This is a genomic window from Cupriavidus mimosae, from assembly GCF_023952485.1.
GTDB lineage: Bacteria > Pseudomonadota > Gammaproteobacteria > Burkholderiales > Burkholderiaceae > Cupriavidus > Cupriavidus taiwanensis_C.
The window spans coordinates 821,996-840,347 of record NZ_JALHRY010000001.1 but is presented as its reverse complement, the minus strand read 5'-3'; the positions used below and the strand labels follow the sequence as shown (position 1 = coordinate 840,347).

The 18,352-nt window shown below is 61.1% G+C and carries 17 protein-coding genes; 3 read left to right on the top strand and 14 right to left on the bottom strand.

What is annotated here, in order from left to right:
* Positions 1-149: 149 nt before the first annotated feature.
* A complete protein-coding gene (locus tag MKD50_RS03655) occupies positions 150-758 on the top strand; it encodes a TetR/AcrR family transcriptional regulator (protein WP_172581824.1) in 609 nt (202 codons plus the stop codon).
* Between the two features lie 112 nt (positions 759-870).
* Here MKD50_RS03655 and MKD50_RS03650 read toward each other — a convergent pair whose 3' ends face one another.
* The 9 genes from MKD50_RS03650 to MKD50_RS03610 all read right to left on the bottom strand — a co-directional run bounded on the left by MKD50_RS03650 (position 871) and on the right by MKD50_RS03610 (position 10,120).
* Positions 871-2,034: an alpha/beta hydrolase family protein gene (locus tag MKD50_RS03650; protein ID WP_252666412.1), complete on the bottom strand. Its 1,164-nt coding sequence runs from the start codon at positions 2,032-2,034 to the stop codon at positions 871-873.
* A 348-nt stretch (positions 2,035-2,382) separates the two neighbouring features.
* Positions 2,383-4,053, bottom strand: coding sequence for a GMC family oxidoreductase (locus MKD50_RS03645; protein WP_252666411.1), 1,671 nt, complete (start codon positions 4,051-4,053; stop codon positions 2,383-2,385).
* 61 nt (positions 4,054-4,114) lie between these two features.
* Positions 4,115-4,399 (bottom strand): YciI family protein, encoded by a 285-nt coding sequence (locus MKD50_RS03640; RefSeq protein ID WP_115682716.1) that lies wholly within the window; start codon positions 4,397-4,399, stop codon positions 4,115-4,117.
* A 12-nt stretch (positions 4,400-4,411) separates the two neighbouring features.
* A complete protein-coding gene (locus MKD50_RS03635) occupies positions 4,412-4,720 on the bottom strand; it encodes a Dabb family protein (RefSeq protein ID WP_115682717.1) in 309 nt (102 codons plus the stop codon).
* Positions 4,717-5,598, bottom strand: coding sequence for an intradiol ring-cleavage dioxygenase (locus MKD50_RS03630; protein ID WP_252666409.1), 882 nt, complete (start codon positions 5,596-5,598; stop codon positions 4,717-4,719). Before MKD50_RS03630 ends, MKD50_RS03635 begins: the two co-directional genes overlap by 4 nt.
* 36 nt (positions 5,599-5,634) lie before the next feature.
* Complete coding sequence (locus tag MKD50_RS03625; RefSeq protein ID WP_115682719.1) at positions 5,635-6,603, bottom strand: sugar ABC transporter substrate-binding protein; 969 nt, start codon at positions 6,601-6,603, stop codon at positions 5,635-5,637.
* 40 nt (positions 6,604-6,643) lie between these two features.
* On the bottom strand, positions 6,644-7,615 hold the full coding sequence (locus MKD50_RS03620; RefSeq protein ID WP_115682720.1) for an ABC transporter permease: 972 nt from the start codon (positions 7,613-7,615) through the stop codon (positions 6,644-6,646).
* A complete protein-coding gene (locus MKD50_RS03615) occupies positions 7,612-8,619 on the bottom strand; it encodes an ABC transporter permease (RefSeq protein WP_252666408.1) in 1,008 nt (335 codons plus the stop codon). Before MKD50_RS03615 ends, MKD50_RS03620 begins: the two co-directional genes overlap by 4 nt.
* Positions 8,612-10,120 (bottom strand): sugar ABC transporter ATP-binding protein, encoded by a 1,509-nt coding sequence (locus MKD50_RS03610; protein ID WP_252666407.1) that lies wholly within the window; start codon positions 10,118-10,120, stop codon positions 8,612-8,614. Before MKD50_RS03610 ends, MKD50_RS03615 begins: the two co-directional genes overlap by 8 nt.
* 294 nt (positions 10,121-10,414) lie before the next feature.
* Here MKD50_RS03610 and MKD50_RS03605 point away from each other — a divergent pair, with 294 nt between their 5' ends.
* The gene (locus tag MKD50_RS03605) at positions 10,415-11,329 is read left to right on the top strand and encodes a LysR family transcriptional regulator (protein WP_115713007.1); all 915 of its coding nucleotides are present in this window, start codon (positions 10,415-10,417) and stop codon (positions 11,327-11,329) included.
* Positions 11,330-11,355: 26 nt separating this feature from the next.
* Here the strand turns inward: MKD50_RS03605 and MKD50_RS03600 are convergent, their stop codons facing one another.
* The 3 genes from MKD50_RS03600 to MKD50_RS03590 form a co-directional block, all read right to left on the bottom strand.
* Complete coding sequence (locus tag MKD50_RS03600; RefSeq protein ID WP_252666405.1) at positions 11,356-12,228, bottom strand: NAD(P)-dependent oxidoreductase; 873 nt, start codon at positions 12,226-12,228, stop codon at positions 11,356-11,358.
* 34 nt (positions 12,229-12,262) lie between these two features.
* Entirely contained in the window at positions 12,263-13,336 is a 1,074-nt protein-coding gene (locus tag MKD50_RS03595; protein WP_252666404.1) for a maleylacetate reductase, read from the bottom strand.
* Positions 13,337-13,489: 153 nt separating this feature from the next.
* Complete coding sequence (locus MKD50_RS03590) at positions 13,490-14,440, bottom strand: Bug family tripartite tricarboxylate transporter substrate binding protein (RefSeq protein ID WP_115682725.1); 951 nt, start codon at positions 14,438-14,440, stop codon at positions 13,490-13,492.
* 190 nt (positions 14,441-14,630) lie between these two features.
* Here MKD50_RS03590 and MKD50_RS03585 point away from each other — a divergent pair, with 190 nt between their 5' ends.
* Positions 14,631-15,368: a hypothetical protein gene (locus tag MKD50_RS03585; RefSeq protein ID WP_252666403.1), complete on the top strand. Its 738-nt coding sequence runs from the start codon at positions 14,631-14,633 to the stop codon at positions 15,366-15,368.
* Positions 15,369-15,542: 174 nt separating this feature from the next.
* On the opposite strand, the gene MKD50_RS03580 is transcribed toward MKD50_RS03585, so the two are convergent.
* Positions 15,543-16,577, bottom strand: a complete 1,035-nt coding sequence (locus MKD50_RS03580) for an isopenicillin N synthase family dioxygenase (RefSeq protein WP_252666402.1) — start codon at positions 16,575-16,577, stop codon at positions 15,543-15,545.
* A gap of 55 nt (positions 16,578-16,632) precedes the next feature.
* On the bottom strand, positions 16,633-18,339 hold the full coding sequence (locus MKD50_RS03575; RefSeq protein ID WP_252666401.1) for a CocE/NonD family hydrolase: 1,707 nt from the start codon (positions 18,337-18,339) through the stop codon (positions 16,633-16,635).
* Positions 18,340-18,352 lie beyond the last annotated feature (13 nt).

Below are 18,352 nucleotides of genomic sequence, written 5' to 3'. Positions count from 1 at the left end.
AAAGAGGGCCGTGGAAGTCGATAGCTCAGATACCGATGAAAAATTCACCGAGTGCTGCCACAAGCGAGCGGACCAAGCCAGCCGCAGGTAGCGTTCCTGGCGTCATTCGGACCAATACGAGAAAGGCTGGGGACGCGACGCGCGATCGCATGCTCGATGCCGCGGAGGCATTGTTTGCAAGGAACGGATACCACGGGACCTCGATGCGGGATGTGGCAGAGGCAACCGATACCCGGATTGCTCTGGTTACGTATCACTTTGGCACCAAGGACGTTCTCTTCAACAAGGTTATCGAACGTCGCGCTTCCTATATGGCGCATCAGCGCATTCTCGCCCTCGATGCAGCACGAACTCGCGCAGGCGACAATCCTGTCCCGCTCGAAGACCTGATTACCGGTTACGTTTATCCGTTCGTGGAACGGAGTTCGCACGGAGGACAGGGCTGGAAGAACTATTCACTGCTGATCTCTCGCGTCTCCAATTCTCCCGATTGGGCGAAGTTCATCAGCGACCACTATGACCCCATTGCGCGTCAGTTTGTCGCTGAATTCCGCCGGAGTTTGCCAACAATCCCCGAAGAGGATATCTACCACGCCTTCAGCTTTATGGTTGGCGCGATGGTTGCCCTGGTGTCGGAACCTGGAAGAGTCGAGAGCCTTTCGCTGCGCAAGTTCAAATCCACCAACCTGGAACAGGCTTTCAAGTGCATGCTCCCGTTCCTGGCCGGCGGTTTTCGGGCGCTCGTTGACAGATCATGACCGTCTTGCCTGGCGGGTCCCGCAGGGGCTCTCACCGGGCATCGCTACAGGAAGTTCTGCGAGGCCGCGGTGAGGGTTCTGCATCAATTTGATATGCAGCGACGCTTGCACGTCATGACTTGGCGGCACGGTTTGCCGCGAGTACATCGGCAATCCAGTCCGCCATGTAATCCGTTGCAAGACTCATGTTGCCGATGCTGCAGTGTTGCTCGCCGCCCTCCTCGGCCGTGAAGATCCGCAGTTCGCGACGCGGGCTGTTGATGCAATCCTCATAGGTCAGATACGCCGACTCCACCGGAACCTGACGATCCAGCTCGCCGTGGTTGATAAGAATCGGCACGCGGATACGGTCGAGAATCCCTTTCAGGGTGAAGCCGCTGGCAGTATCGAGACATGCCTCCACTGATTGCGCGCCAAGCACCCATTGCACGTGCTCAACAAAATGCGGAACCGACTTTTGCGTGCCCTGACCTTCCAGCCGCATGCGGAAGCGCTTGCCGAAGTCGTAGTTCGCCCCCCAGGCGACGCAGCATTTGAAGCGCGGCTCGAATGCGGTGGCGCGCGGTGCATGATAGCCGCCCATACTCAGCGCAATCATGCCAATTCGATCGCGATCTACCTCCGGGCGACGCTCAAGATAATCGATACACGCAGCAGCGGGAACCTCAGCTTCCGGGAAGTTGTGCAGGCCGTGCTTGCGCAACGCTTCTCCGACTCCGGGATTGTCGACGATCAGCGTAGAGATGCCGCGTTTTGCCAAAGCCGCGGGGAAGCCTGACATAAACAAAAATTCTTTGACGCCATCCAGGCCATTGAAGTGCACCATGCAAGGTGCCGGCGTTGCGCCTTCTGCCTTGACCAGCAAAGCTGGCAATACAGCGTCTTGGTAGGGAACCATGACGCGCTCACAATTCACGTGGCCGAGCCCCACATACTTTGCAAAGTAATGGAGCATGCGGTCATACGCCTCCAGACGAGGAGGATAATTGTGGTGCGGCATCCGCTCCGCGGTGATGAGCATGATCGCCGCGCGTCGGTACTTCTCCGACGCCGTCAGGCCATGCCCGGCTTCTTCGTCGCCCGCGGCGCTTGCAGCCAGCTTCTGACCCGCGTCATACCACGCGTGAAAAAACGCCTGGGCCGGGTCCATGCCTTCCGGAATTTTTCCATCGCGTAGCGAACGGGATGCCCGGTCGATCTCATCCATGTTCGCGCCCATATCCAGGGCCATGGAAAGCGACAGGTTCCAGGGGTAATCCGAAAAGTATTCAAGCATCCTCTACCTCTACTGTTTCAACAACAAGCCATCAATCTGTGAGTCTGCGCGCAGTAGCTCCACGGTGAAATCTACGGCGAGCGACAGACAACACACAAATTATCTGTACAGATGACCAAATTGGTATACCTAGGGATTACCCGCTGCAGCCAGACAACGCAAAGCCAACTCGTCGAAGTCGAGACCAATGGCCATTCAATATACCGACGAAATCCCGTCGATATCGGCATGGATCCCCAGATTGCATCGCCCCTCAAGGCGGGTCGAACATTGATGAAAATCCGTGTTTAATTGGTCACATGCACAGCTTACAACTTGCCTGTGTCATCCGAATGGCAGGAATCCGCATCAAACGCGGGCCTTGATCAGGTCAGCAGCCCTCTCTGCCACCATGATGGTTGGCAGGTTGGTATTCGCGCTTGGCACCGACGGCATGACCGAAGCGTCCACGACACGCAGGCGCTCAAGGCCGATGACCCGGCAATGCGCATCGACCACCGCGTCCGGGTCACTGGCATTGCCCATCCGGCAAGTAGACGCCACATGTCCCATGGGTGCCACCGCGCCGAGAATTTCATCGTCCGAAAGGCGCCGCTGCCCCGCCCGATTCGCGATCCATTTGCCCGGCTTCAGTGCCCGGCCAAGCAATGCACGCGAGACGAAGCCCGGCGAGTTCAACGCAACCTTCGCTCCCAACGCAAGCAGGTGCCCGCGTACACCGCCTCGATTGAACTGATTCGCCGCCATCACCGGAGGCAGAATAAAGGCGTCGTGGTAGCAAGTTACGAACTCAGGGGCGGCCAGCAGCATTTCGACCAGCCGAGCCGCCTGCAGCATCCGGGGTGCATCACGCGGGTCGTCGAAGAACCGAAAGTCGATCAAAGGGGTGACATCCGGATCCGGCGATGCCAGGCTGACACGGCCGCGGGAGAACGGCGCATACAGGGCGGCACTGAGCATGGCGAGATCGGTCCCGAAACCGCGCGGTCCGACCCGGCCCAGCAAGGAAAGGAACAGGTCACCATCGGGACTCTCCGCCTGGCCCGACGAGTGCCTCAGCCCGGCGCAGGCAAAGGTGCGCAGCGCCGCGGACTGACGCGCATGGCGCGGCATGGTCATCGCGAACTGCAGATAGGGATGGTTCTGCAGATGGCGTCCCACGCCTTTGAGATGAAGCCGAGGTGCAACCCCCAGTGCCCGCAGGCATTCGGCATCGCCAATACCGGAGCGCAGCAGGATCGCAGGCGAATGGACACCACCCGCGCAAAGGATAATCTCCTCGGCAGCGACACGGGCACGCTCGCCTTTGCTGACGTAGACGGCGCCGGTGACCCTGCCACCGTCGATCTCGAGGTGGTGGACGGTGGCATCGGCCAGGATGGTCAGGTTCGGCCTGGCACGGACTTCCCGGGTCAGATAGCACGATACCCCCGAGGATCGCTTGCCACCGCTTGCAGCGTAAGGCATGGCGAAGAATCCACACCCCGGCTCCTCGTTGATGTCGTCGATAGTCTGAAACCCTCGTGCGTTGAGCACCTTCTCAGCGGCGGCCGCAAATCCCGGCCACTCCGGGCGCGGCGGGCGGCGGATCACGAACGGGCCCGATTGACCGGGTCCAGGTCGCCTGCCGACATCCCCCTCGGCGCGCCGGAAGTAAGGCAGAACATCGTCCCAGCCCCAGCCCGCCGCCCCGGCTCTCACCCAACTGTCGTAGTTGGCCGGCAGTCCCCTCAGCGTCCACATGCCATTGATGCTCGAGCCGCCGCCGAGAACCCTAGCCTGGGGATAGGGGTATTCGTCGCCGTCGGAGCGCCGACGCGCGCGCAAGTCCTTCCAGAAATAGGCCGGATTCAGCGACGCGCTCGGAAAGTCGTCATCGATGTCCGAAGGCACGGCATCCGGTCGGATGTCGGGTCCCGCTTCGAGCAGGCACACCGTAGCCGAGGGATCTTCCGACAATCTCGCCGCGAGCACTGCGCCGGCCGTCCCGCCGCCGATGATCAGGTACGTTACTTTCACTGCGTTCCAGCCAGGATCAGGCTGCGCGACACGTCGGGTTGCGCAAGCCTTCGTTAAGGGTTTATCGATTGTCGACGCGCTTGTTGAATGCATGGATGCTGACTTGCTGCCAGAGTCCGGCGTGCGCAAACGGGTCATTGGCGTTAAAGGCTACGGCATCCCCCTTGTTCTCTGCCTCCACGAGGAAGAACGAGCCGATCATGGTTTCACCGTCATCAGCAACGAGTGGACCAGAGATCAGTGTCTTGATGCGGGCCTGTGCAAGATAGGCCTTGTGCGCATCGTAGTTCGCCAGGCGCAGGGACAGCGCATCCGGCTTGTCGACGGCATGAATGACGTAGAACATTGTTACTTCTCCTTAGTTGGCAATGTAATCAACCTGATATCGGGCGATCCGCAAGTCACCGAGTTCGCGCTTGACACGCTGGTGCTCAGGGTGGCTTGCATAGTCTTCCAGCGCGCTGCGCGAAGCGAACTCTGTATAGAGAACGACATCGCACGCATAATCAACGCGGCTTGAATCCACGCCGATCTCAAGGTGCAGAAGTCCGGGAATCCGGCCGCGCAGGCTCTCGAAGGCGGACTTGAGCCGCGCCACCGCGGAACGCTTTTCGCCCTCGCTGTCGCCACGCAGGTTCCACATCACGATGTGCTTGACGATGGTCACGGCTTCCTCCGCGCCTGGTCGGTCGCCGGATTCAGTACAAAGTCGAAATCCAGCGTGTAGAACGGCGTAGCCGATTGATCGCCATCCGGCGTCGTGCCGGCCGCATGCTCTACCCAGTCCGCGATCAGCGAGGACCGCACACCGAACACCGCATCGCTATCCAGATATTCACCGCCCTCCCGGAATACATGCGTGACCAGCGTCTCGTAACCGGGGGCCGATACCATGAAGTGCAGGTGCGCTGGCCGCCAGGGATGACGCCCCATGGCATCAAGCATCCTGCCAACCGGTCCGTCGTGCGGAATCGGATAGCTTTCCGCGACGATGGACTTGAAGTGGAAATGTCCGGTCGCGTCGGCTACCAGTGTCCCGCGTCCCTGGACATGCCCTTGCGCGAGCTGGACATCATAGAAGCCTTCGGAGTCCGCCTGCCACACCTCCAGCTTTGCACCGGGAATCGCTTCGCCAGAAATCCCGCGGACCTGTCCGCTCACGAAGCAGGGTTGTCCGGCCATGCCGTTGCCGACGTCCGCGCCAAGCTCGTATTCGGGCGCGTCATCGACATAGAACGGCCCGAATACGGTTGCCTCGGTGCAGCCCTGGGGCTTGCGGTGATTCTGCGCGGTGACCAGCGTCGACAAGCCAAGGGTATCGGAAAGCAGGATGAACTCCTGCCGCGTCGGCGAACACGTCTGCCCCACCTCGGTCAGGAACCGGATGCCGGCGGCCCACTCAGCTTCAGTCAGCTTTGTTTCGCGGGCAAAGGCATGAAGGTGCTGGATCAGGCTGGTCATGATTTCCCGGAGCCTCCTGTCCTTCATGTCGATGTTGCGCGCCAGTACCGCCTGGGTAATGGTCTCCTCATTGAGGTTGCGCATGATGGTTACTCCTGAGTTGCAAGATAAAAAGGGGGATCAGGTTTTGCTAACGTCTTCCCAGCTGGGGCAGGTGCGCTTGTCAGCAGGAATATCGAGTGCCTGAAAGTTGGACTTGTCGATCACGGTGGCCGGCAGCACGATCTCTTGCCGGACCGGCAGCCCTCGCAATTTGCGGATCGCGGTCATGGTGCCAAGGCAGCCCTGCACAAAGCCGTTGTAGTCGCCGGTCGCCAGCATCGTGCCATTCTTGATCGCGTCGATCGCTTCCTTGGTGCCATTGATGCCGGAAACCAGAGCCTTGCGATTGGCGCCTTGCAGCGCCTCGATCGCTCCGATCGCCATCGCGTCGTTCGCGGCGAAGACCGCGTCAATCTGCGGATATGACTGCATCAGGTTTTCCATCACCTGCAGTGCCTGCAGACGCTGGTAGTTGGCAGGCTGCGACGCCAGCAGCTTGATGCCGGGGAACGACTTCAGCGCCTCTTTCACCCCGCGCACGCGATCGATGCTGGTGGCGGATCCCTTGACACCTTCCAGCAGGATCAGGTTGCCCTTGCCGTCCATGACCTTGAACAGATGCGTCGCGGTCTTCAGGCCCAGTTCATAGTCGCTCGCGCCGACGAATGCGACGAAGCTGCCGGAGTCACTGCGATCCGTCACGTTGACGACCGGGATGTTCGCAGCATTGATCTTCTTCACGCCCGGCCCCATCGCCTTGTAGTCGACCGGGACGAACACCACGGCGTCAGCCTTCTTGACGACGACGTCTTCGATCTGGCTCATCTGTTCCGGAATGCTGTCCGGCTTGGTAGGGATGTAGTGCGTAGTTTTTGCATTCATGCCCTTCGCCGCCGCATCCGCACCCTGCCGCAGCGCCTGGAAGTATGGATTGGTCTGGTTCTTGGTAAAGACCGCAATCCGTTCACCGTCCGCATGCGCCGCCGTCATGGCGAGCATGCCGAAGCTGGCCAGGGCCGCTAACTGCTTGAGATGTCGGGTATTCATGAGATGTCTCCTGCTATCGGGTAAGTATTGGAATTGAAGTTCAGCGCGTACCGTTGCGGCGACGGGAAATGGTGTCGAGGAATACCGCCAGCACGACGATGACGCCAGTGAGCAGCGGCTGCCAGTTCGCGCTGATGGTCAGCAGATTCATGCCATTGAGCACCAACGTCAGAATGATGGCGCCGATCAGCGTGCCCGAGACCCTGCCCACGCCCCCGAACAGCGACGTCCCACCGATCAGCACCGCGGCAATGGCCGGCAAGGTCAGCGCCTCGCCGATATCGCCCTCGGCCGAGTTCAGGCGCGCGAGGAACACCAGGCTTGCAAGCCCTGCCATGGCACCGCTAACCATATAGACCAGCACCAGGCGCCGCTTGACCGGAACGCCGGACAGGCGCGCGGCGACGGGATTTGCGCCGATTGCATAGATCTCCTGTCCGAACGTGGTCTTCTGCGATACCGCCATGCCCGCAAACAGGAAGACCAGCATCAGGAATACGGGGATCGGCACCCCCAGCAAGTAGCCGCTGCCAATGGCACGGAACGCCGGCGAGAATCCGTGAATCGTTTCACCGGCCATGAACCAGTATGTGAGTCCGTGGAGTACCCACAGCATGCCGTAGGTGGCGATAAACGGTGGAATCCGCAGGGCGGCCACCAGCACGCCATTGGCAAGCCCGATCAGCATGCCGCAGCCAAGGCCGACCCCGACCCCGAGCAGCGTGGAGCCGGTAGCCTTCATGACACTTGCCGCCAGGCAGGCAGACATTGCGACATTCGCACCAACCGACAGATCGAGTCCCCCGGTCAGGATCACCAGGGTGAGGCCCGAGGCGAGCAGGAACAGCAGGCTGGCCTGGCGCAGCACATTGAGCAGGTTCCCGGTTGTCAGGAACGCATCCGATGCGATGGCCAGCAAGGCACAGAGCAGGCCGAGCGCCCCGAGCCGGTACGCGAATGAACGGGCATCGGCGGAAAGCGCAAAGCGCGGCGTGAGCGCGTGGGTGTTCATGCCTTCTCCTTATTCTTGTACGACTCGATCAGCAGGACCACGAGGACGAGCAGCCCGATGGCGGCAACTTGCACCGCGGAGGGCACGCCGAGCAGATTGAGTCCGTTGCGCAGCACACCCACGGTCAGCACACCGAGAAGCGTGCCGGGCAGCCAGCCATTGCCGCGATCGAAGGTGGTACCACCCACCGCCACCGCCGCGATGGCATCGAACTCGAGCCCGATGGCAGCGGTCGGATGCCCGGCGTTCATCCGCGCAGTTAGCAGCAATGCTGCGAGACCTGCCATCAGCCCGCCCAGGGCATAGACCGCGATCAGGTAGCGATTGACGCGAACGCCGGCAAACTTGAGTGCTTCGCGATTGCCACCCAGGGCAAAGACATAAGCTCCGAATCGGGAGCGGTAAAGCAGCCAATGGAACAGGCCGTAGCAGGTTGCGGCAATCCAGAGCGGGATCGGGATACCGAGCCACGCGCCGGCATAGATCGCCGGAATCGTGTCGCCGATGCCGACGACGCTCTGGCCGTCGGTCATCACCAATGCGAACCCTTGCGCCACACCGAGGGTGCCAAGCGTTGCCACGAATGGCGGCATGCCAAGCCACGCAACCAGTCCGCCATTGAGCAGCCCAAACGCGACGCCCACACCCAGGGCGGCCGCCAGGGCGAGGCCGACCGAACCTGTGCCAATCACAACCGTTGCCAGCACCACGCCGCATAGCGTCAGCACCGCGCCGATCGAAAGATCGAGTCCCTCCGTCATGATGATCAGCGTCATCGGCAAGGCAACCAGCAGCAAGATCGTGGATTGAGTGCCGACGTTGAGCAGATTGGCGACACTCAGGAAGCCCTGGCCGGACACGCTGAACACGAGCACCAGCAGAAGCAGCACCCAGGCCGAGCCTGGTACGCGCGCCAGCGCGGGGGTGAGCAAGCTGACAGGCGATGCAGCGGGCGGTCGCGACATGGCGTGCGACAACATTTGGGTATCAGGCGTATCAGACATCGTTCATCCCCAGTTGCAGAATGCTTTCCTCACTCATCTGGCCGTGCGCGAGTTCGCCGGCAATCCGGCCTTCCCGCATGACATAGGTGCGGTCGCAGACATTGATGATTTCCGGCAGCTCGGAACTGATCAGCAGCACCGCAGCGCCTTGCTTCACAAGCCCGTCGATCAGCGCGAAGATCTCGGCCTTGGCGCCGACATCGATGCCGCGAGTCGGTTCGTCGAAGATAAAGAGGCGCGCCTCGGCAAGCAGCCACTTTCCGATCACGATCTTCTGCTGGTTGCCGCCCGAGAGGTTCTGCGCGAGCTGGTCGCCATTGGGGGTTGCGATGCGCAGCCGCTCGATCTCCCTGGCGGACATGACCTCCGCCTTGCCATGGCGGTACCACTGCATCGGAAATGCTCGGTTCAGCCCGGCCAGCAGCAGGTTGTCGCGCACCGAGCGAATCAGCGCCAGACCTTCGGTCTTGCGGCTTTCCGGAATCAACGCCGCGCCGAGCGCCCTTGCCTTTTCGGGTCCCCCGCGCATTGCCTGGCCAAAGATCCGGATCTCGCCCTCACGGATCGGGTCCGCGCCGAACACCGCGCGCGCGACTTCGCTGCGTCCCGAACCGACCAGGCCGGCAAGGCCGACAATCTCTCCTGCGCGCACCTGCAGGCTGACGTTCTCGATGCCATTTCCCGCACTGACGTTGCGCACATCCAGCACCAGCTCGCCGGGCAGCTCGCCCCGCTCGCGGCAATAGCTCATGTCAACCTTGCGGCCAACCATGCGCGTGACGAGCTCGTCGGGCGTCGCGTCGCCGGGTAGATAGCTGCCGACCTTGCGGCCATCACGCATCACCGTAATGCGGTCGCCGAGCGCAAACACTTCGGCCATCCGGTGCGAGATATAGATCAGCGATACGCCGTCGGCCTTCAGCCGGCCGATCACATCGAACAGCCGCTCTGTTTCGCGGTCGGAGAGCGCAGCGGTCGGCTCGTCGAGCACGAGAATGCGCGCATCCTGCGACAGCGCCTTGGCGATCTCGATCATCTGCTGCTGGGCCACGCCAAGACGATGCACCGGGGTATGGGTGCTCAGATCCATGCCGAGCATGTCGAGCAGGCGACGCGCCTCGGCGTGCATCCGTTTGTGGTCGACCGAGCCGGGAAGGCGGCCGCGCGGTTCGCGTCCGAGAAAGATGTTCTGCGCGATATCGAGATACGGGACCAGCGAAAACTCCTGGAAGATCACGGCAATGCCGAGCCGCATCGTATCTGCGGGACCCGACACCTTGACCTGCCTGCCTTCATGGTAGAACTCACCCGCGTCCGCGGCATAGACGCCGCACAGGACTTTCATCAGTGAGGATTTTCCCGCTCCGTTCTCCCCCAGCAGCATATGCACCTCGCCGGGATAGACCGAGAACGAGATATCGTCCAGTGCCCTGACCCCGGGAAAGGTCTTCGAGATGCCACGCATCTCGAACAGCGGTGTGATTTCTTGGATTTTGTTCATGGTCTCCTCTTATGCGCGGTGCCCGATGGCGGAAATAGGTTCGCCTTTCCATCAGCATGTCGACAACCAGATCGCCATGCATGGCATCCATCGTGACGAGCGCAGCGCTGCGAACCGGTGTTCGCATCATGACGTTGCCTCCTTCCTCCTGCATCAGCACTAATTGTTCATTCATTGATGACTGGCTGATTGCAAAGAAGTCTATACTTTAAAAAAACAAAAAAAAATCGCATAAGGGAAATCAATCTTCCTCGCCGCGAGAAAATTGAACGACGCAAGTGTTGGAGACGCTGCATGGATCGGTGGACGGAAATTGAGTTGTTTGTGCAGACCGCGGAATTGGGAAGCCTCACCAAGGCCGCCGAGAATCTGGAAATGTCGAATGCCGCGGCGAGCCGCCACCTGACCTCGCTCGAGCGCAGGCTGGCTGCACGCCTGATCGAGCGAAGTACGCGCCGCCTCTACCTGACGCAGGTCGGAGAGCAATTCTTCAGGCGCTGCAAGGACTTGCTTTCAGAAATGAAGGAAGCAGAGGCCGATGTCAGCGCCAACGTGCTGGAACCGGCCGGCACCCTGACTGTGACGGCATCCCTGTCGTTCTCGATGCTCCACCTGGCGCCGCTGATTCCGGAATTTACCGAGCGCTATCCGAAAGTCAGCGTGAATATCGTTGCCGCTAATCGCTATTACGACATCATGGATAGCGGTATTGATCTCGCCATTCGCACCCGCGAGTTCGAGCCTGATTCCAATCTCACCGTGCGCCGCCTGGCGCAAATGCGCCGCGTGCTGGCGGCATCGCCCCGCTATCTTGAGCGCAAGGGGATGCCTCGCACCATCGAAGATCTCGCCAGTCATGCCATGCTGATCTATTCCTATGCGAATCGCCCCAACGAACTCACGTTCAGCCGCGACGAGGTACAGCAGACCATCAATGTGCGCAGCACGCTGGAATCGAACGACGGTCAGGTACTTCGGGCCGCCGCCCTCAACGGCATGGGCATTCTTGTGCAACCGAAGTACATCGTGTACGACGACATCGTCGCCGGACGGCTCGTGCCGGTGCTGGACGACTGGGACCTGCCACGGCTCACCGTCAATATCGCGTTCCAGACCCGTACACACTTGCCCGCACGGGTTCGGCTGTTTATCGAGTTCCTGGTGGACCATTTCCACCAGATGGACTACGAACGGAAGTGGACGACCTGAACGGTTATCGCGGTCACGACCAGGAATTAGCGCTGCAGGACTCCTGCCGCTTGCCCGGCGAACTTGATCACGGCTGCGTAGTCCTCGCCAGCAAAGCCTTGCGCTGCGGCACCTTGCAGCATCTGGCCAAGCAAAGCGGTCAGGCCCATTGGCACCCGCAGGTCCGCGCCGGCGTCGAGGATCAGGCCGACATCCTTGAGCATCTGGTCAACCGTAAAGGTCGGCGCGTAGTCGTGCACCGCTAGCTGTGCGGACTTCGCCTTGACAATGGGCGATGCGACCGCACTGGCTGCAATCACTTCCCACATGGCCTTCCAGTCGAGCCCCCCCTTCTGGCCAAGCGTCAGCGCTTCCGCGAGCATCCCGGAGGTCAATGCAATCAGCAGGTTGATGACCAGCTTCATCAGGCGGGCTTGCTCCGCGTCACCGAGATAGAACTGGGTCGGGCCGAACAGCGCGAGCAAGGGCTTGACGTGCTCAAACGCCGCGGCGGGACCGGACACCATCGCGGTCAGGTTCGCCGCCTCGGCCATATGGTTGTTGCCCGACACCGTCACCCGCAGGTACGCGATATTGCGTGCCGCCAGGTGCGAGGCCGCGGCAGCCGAAGCCGCCGGAGAAATCGTGCTGGTGTCTACGTAGATGGACCCTGGCGTCGCGCAGGCCGCGACTTCAGCGGATACGGCGGCAAACGCCGCGTCGTGCGGCATAGAACTGAATATCACCTGCGCCGGTGCGACAGCATCGGCAAGCGATGCCGCAATCGCAAGGCCGGCCTCACGTGCCAGTGCAAGCTGGGGTGAGGCGATATCGAACGCCACAACCTCATGCCCACCACACGCCATGTGCCGTGCCATCGGCAAGCCCATCTTTCCTGTACCCAGGAACGCTATCCTCATGCACTCACTCCATTCTTCTCTGTCGTTCGCGTCGTCATGCCGGGCGACTACCGTCGTATGCCGCCTGCAACAATGCCCGGATCGGTTCGCGCTCAATCGGACGGGGATTCCAGTAGGGATTGGCAAGCGCCTGCTCGACTGCGACGTCGATGTCCTGGGCGCGCATGCCGATGTCGCGCAGCGCGAGCGGCGCGCCGTGTTGCCCTGCCAGGTCGTACAGCGCAGCCGCGGCGGAGGTCTGATGGTTGCCAACTGCGCGCTGGATGCGGAACATCGCCTCAGGGGCGGCCGCGGCGTTATAGGCCAGCGCATGCGGCAGCACGATGGTGTGCGTTTCCGCATGCGGCAAGTTGAAACTGCCACCGAGCGTGTGACATAGCTTGTGGTGCAGCGCCATGCCCACGCTGCCAAGTACGGTGCCACACAGCCAGGCGCCATAGAGGCATTGCGCCCGGCCCTCGAGGTTATCCGGCGTCGTCACAACGGCAGGAATGCCTGCGGCCAGGGCGCGAATGCCCTCTTCCGCCATCAATGCCATCACCGGATTGGTGTCGCGCGCATAGAGTCCTTCGGCCGCATGCGCAATGGCATTGAGCCCGCTCGTCACGGTAAGCTGTGCGGGCAGCCCGACGGTCAGCTCCGGATCGTAAAGCGTGACACGGGGCAGCACGCGCGGATTCCGCCCGGTCTTCTTCTGCCCGCCCGCAGTCAGGCCATAGATCGGCGTCATTTCGGATCCCGCATAGCTGGTCGGGATGGCGATATAGGGCAGTCCCGTCTCCAGCGCTATCGCCTTGGCCAGGCCAGTCGTGGAGCCCCCGCCGATCGCCACCGCGCCGTCGGCATCAAGCGCGCTTGCCCGCGCAACCGCCTCCTCCGCACTCTCCTCCGGAACGTGCATGACGGCGCCAGCGTGAATCCCGGCGCAACGCGAGCCAAGCAGGTCTGCGACACGCTGCGCCTCGGATCGCTGATTCGGCGTGCTGAGTACCAAAGCGCGACGCAAACCGAGGCGCTCGGCTTCCGCCGCGACCTGCCGCAGTGCGCCAGCACCAAAAACTACGCGAGCCGCGTTCGCCTCATAGACGAATGACTGGACCGGTTCCATATGTCTCCTGTTAATGCCAGATGGCACGCGGGAAATCCGTTATCGAGACCTTACACGCACGCTGGTTGCGTCGAAACGGCGCGGGCGGAAAACAGATTTCTGGAAAGTGGAAGACTTCTCGCACCGAGCGTCGGACACAACTGCAGGTCGCACTTACTCCATCTGGATACCGAGTGACGGCAGTTGCGTCTTGAACCTCACTACTTCAGACTCCAACTCCTTCGCGAACTGATCCGGGGCCATCAGCACAACGTTCGCCGCATTGATTTTCAGGCTTGCCTGGAACTCAGGCGTCTTTACAGCCTGCTGCAAAGCAGCGTAGAGCTTCTTAACGCTTTCCGGCGACATGCCTGCGGGCCCCAGCAATCCCGACCACGCGGGCACGTCAGCGCCTTTAACCCCGACTTCTTCAAAGGTCGGCACATCCGGCAAGGTCGGGGAGCGCTTCGAAGCCGAAATGGCGAGTGCACGAACCTTTCCGTCCTTGAGCAGAGGCATTGCGGTCGACTCTCCAATGAAGATCGAGTCCACTTGCCCGCCAAGGAAATCACTGACGGGAGACCGGTACGGGACGTGCAGCATCTGAACGCCTGCACCCCTCGCGAACAATGCACCTACCACGTGCGTGGTGTTGCCGATACCGAAAGAGCCAAAGGAAACCGATCCGGGTTTCGACTTCGCTGCGGCAATCAGGTCGCGCACCGTCCGGAATGGCGAGTCAGCACGAACCAGCAGGACGAAGCCGCTGCTTTGCGTGATCATGCTGATGGGTGTGAAGCTCTTGATGCTGTCGTACTGAAGCTTGGCGTGCAGCGCAGCGTTGGTCGCGTGGCCCGCGGTGGTGTACAGCAGTGTCAGCCCATCGGGCTTGGCACGAGCAACCTCTGCAGTACCGACTATGCCGCCGCCGCCCGGCCGGTTATCGACGATGTAACTTTGCCCGGTCGCCTTGCGCAATGCTTCGGCAAGCACGCGTGCGGAGGTATCGAAACTGTTTCCAACGCCAATAGGCACTACGATTCGAACGACTTGCCCCTGCGCCATGGCCGCATTGGCGGCAAACAGGCAGAAGCACGTCGCGAGGAAGATGAACTTGCGTAACATCGATGTCTCCTTTAGCCAGACCGAATATTACACTGTACGCTTGACCAAGTTCAAGGAAGGGTTTCCACCATCATGCTTTAAGCTTTTTGCGCACCACAAAGCGCGCAATTGTCCACATTAGCCCGTCCGTCTTTCCATGTAACTTGGTCACTCGTACCTCTACTGAGCAGCCTCCGAAAAAAAATTTTCGATGAAAACTAAGATGCATGTCAGCCCGGCAATCCGAACGATCATCAACGGTCGCGAAATCCCTCGCCAGATGGTCCTCGAGTGGGAGCAACGCCGCGCACAGATTGTTCTGGGAAAACTGGGCGCCCGCCCTGCCAGCCTCGACCTGGCGGCCATTCGTCGACAATTGCTAGCCCTCAAGCTGGAGCTCGGCGCGGAGGGCTTGATGAAGACCTTGCGTCTTGAGTTAGGGATCTCCTCGCCCCTTGCCGAGCTGACGGCTGCCATGTCTCGCGGCTCCCGCCGCTTCTCCGTGACAGAGCTGATTGTCTCCGGGGGTACAGCAGAACATTTCGTAGACTGGTTCCAGGCGCGCACGCTGAGCAACGACGAGCTGGCGATGCTGTCGGCCGCACCAGACCACTACATGATCCGCACGGGCGCTGGTGGTATTCAAGAAGTCATCGAAACGACTGGAGGCGCGCCATTTTCCACGCGCTTCTTTATCGACTATTCCGACCTGTCGAGCCTGCGATCCCCGCCAGACCAGGCGTACCCGCACCAGATTGCCGGAGTGGCCAGAAGTGCCAAGGGCACTGCTTTAGGAGGCGTTCGCCATCAGTTTCGCAACGAAGGCCAGGGCTTCAGAGCTAAACTCCTGGTCGAGTTTCCCCTGTTGATCCTGCCGCAAGTCGTTTCGGGCCATCAATGGCACCTGGCAAGTGAATTTGGGAATTGGATCGATGCGTGCTTCGCATAATGCAAAGCACTCAACCCTGCACAGACCCGCGCAATGCGCCGAGGGCACAACATCACCGTCGCATGTACCAAGGGTAGGAAACTCGCGGGGCGGGTGCACCTGCCTGGCTTCAGATATGGCTTCGTGCTCACGCGGCCGGCGACAAGACAAAGTTTGCGCGATTGCGGGGATACCTCAAGCCTTTTTCTCGGCGTAGCCGAAGTTGCGGGCGGAGTATCCGGCATAGAAATCCGCGAACGTCAGGTCCGCGTATTTCCTCGGCTGGTCTTCACTGCAGCAGCTCGGCACGCATGAGATGACAGCATCCAGATTCGGGTAAAGGAAGAAGATGGCCGAATAGCGCTCTTCCCTGGTCGAGGCGACCACACGATGCGGGGTAGCGATAAACTGGTCATTGGACCAGGTCCGCAGGGTATCGCCTGTGTTCACCAAAATGCCACCCTCGACGATCGGCTGGTCTATCCACGTGCCGGCCGCAGTCAGAATCTGCAGCCCGGGAGCCGTGGCCGGCGGAATCATGGTGAGGAAACTCAAATCCGTGTGACCGGGCAAACCAAACTGGTTTTCCTCCGGCTTGACCACGGGATAGAAAGCGCTTCGCATCACGGAATCGCTTTTACGGAATGCCTCGTCAAAGAAGTCCGGGGACTGACCCAACGCAACCGCGACCGGCGCCAGCAGGCGCTTGGCAAGTTCGTTGAACTCCGCGTGATAGCGCAGGAACGCTTGTTTATCTTCTTCGGGCAGGGCTTCCGGCCATTGGTTATGCCCGCGAAAACGCTTGCTGCCCCGGAAATCCGGGTCCGTCGGCCCAAGTTCCGGACCGAATTTGAATGCCTCCGTGGCTTGTGGCTTTACCACCTTGTCGAAGCTGTCGCCATGAATGGCGACATTCGGTGCCTGCCAGCCCGACTGGTGCTCGTTCATGCGCACCTTGATTTTTTCGGATGCGGGCAGCGTGAAGAAACTTTCCATCGCCTTGAACACCCGGCCCACGGTCGCCTGAGATGCACCGTGATTGACGATATAAAAGAAGCCAATCTCGGTACAGGCCTCGCGGATTCGCTCACCTACATTTGCGAGAGCCCCGGGAACACCCGCGAAGTACGGCCCCACGTCGATAATGGGAATCTCCTCGGTGATGGCCTGCGACTGCTGGCCTCCGACATTGACTGAAGTCACTTCCTGCCTGCGAAGAACCTTGTTCATGGGAATCCCTGTATGTAAAGCAAATGAAGCTGGGTTAATCGGTTCGTGACACGCTCTAGCGCTGCGGAACGACGGGCAGCAGGAGATACGGGACCATGTCTTCGCCTGCATGCAGCGTGGTCCGGCCTCCAAAAACGGACGGCGGCCGGTCTTCCGGATCGTCGTGCAGGAATGGCCCGCACCCCTTCATCGGGAACTTCACGTTCGACAAGTGCGTAGCTGCTCCCGCGTACTCGTAGTCCTTCCCCCGGACAGTCAAGCCGATGCGCCAGCCGGCAGGTACAACGATGCAGGTGGGCCAGATCTCAACGTCTAGCTCGACCGGCTTTCCCGGCTCAAGCGGCTGCTGCCGCCGGTGCGCATGGTAGGGGCGCCACGGCAGCGAGCGCGCCGTGTCCAGTTCCCGGTGCGATGCGCGCAACCAGCCCTGGGCCACGGGCGTGTGCGGGTCCAAGGCCCCCTGGAAGACCACTTCCTTGTCTTGCGGATCGAACAGACCGAGCACCAGAAAGATGTCCGCGTCGGTGGTCGATGAGGACACGAACAGCTTGCAGGCGAGCGGTCCGGTGATTTCCGTTTCGCCCTCGAACGGCGCGGACATGAAGCGGATGCCGTCCCCCATCGCATCGAAAGTCGCCGAAGCCGGCTCCTCGCTGCCCTCGCTCGACAGCGACTGGCGCTTCAGGTCCAGGTGCATCCTGGTCCATTGCGTGCGCCCCAGCGGCCATTCGCTTTCCGCGCGTTCGACGAACTTGTCCACATGGCGCACGTTCAGCAGGATTGGCGGGCGCTTGTTCCAGCCGTTGTCCTCGCCCTTCAGGTAATGGCCAAAGAACTGCTTCTGCAGGCCCACACCGTAGCGGGTGTAGAACGAGGTCCAGTGCTCCTCACCGTGTATCTCCAGCCATTTCTGCTTCGACCCGGCCTGGACGAAACCCTCTACGTTCCCGCGCAGATGCAGCCCCTGCCCTCCCCAGTTGGCGGCGGACAGAACCGGCACCGTGATTTCGTCCAGCCGCGCCCGGCGCCGCGCATAAAAGTCATCGTCAAACCGGTGGTCATTGGAACGGCCCGATATTTCCGCCCGGTTGGCCTTCAGTTGCGCTTCGCTGAGCGCCTCGTCGCCACACACCAGCTTGCCAGTCACCTTGCTGCGCGGCGCGCTCTCGCCCCGCCCGTACTGGACGGTCTTGACCTGAATCTCCTGCCAGTTCTTGCCAAACGTGCACAGGATGCCGCCGTGGAACGCTGACTCCCGGTAGCCGTCGCTGAAGCCCTCCCAGGGGCAGATCGCGGCCAGATGCGGCGGCCGCATCCCCGCGACAACCCATTGGTTGGCCCCGTAGTACGAGATCCCGTTCAAGCCCACCTTGCCATTCGACCAGGGCTGAACGCCGGCCCATTCGATGCACTGGTAGTAGTCGAGTGCCTCTCGCTCGGAGAAGTGGTCGATGACCCCGGGCGAGCGCCCCGCGCCGCGCGAATCCACGCGCACGACGACGTAGCCGTCCGGCACCCATTTTTCCGGGTCGGCCACCTCCCACGCCTGGTAGAGGTTCGACGAGCCCTCCAGCGCATCCGGGTAGCGCGCGGCCATCAGATCCCAGGCGGTCTTGTAGCCCTCCTGGAAGGACAAGCCCTTACCGTAGGGTCCATAGGTCATGATGACAGGGTAGCTGCCCGGCGCAATGGGCCTGTACACGTCGGCCCGCAGCACGATGCCATCGTCCATCTCGATCGGTACGTCCCAATCGATGGCCATGCAGTCTCTGATT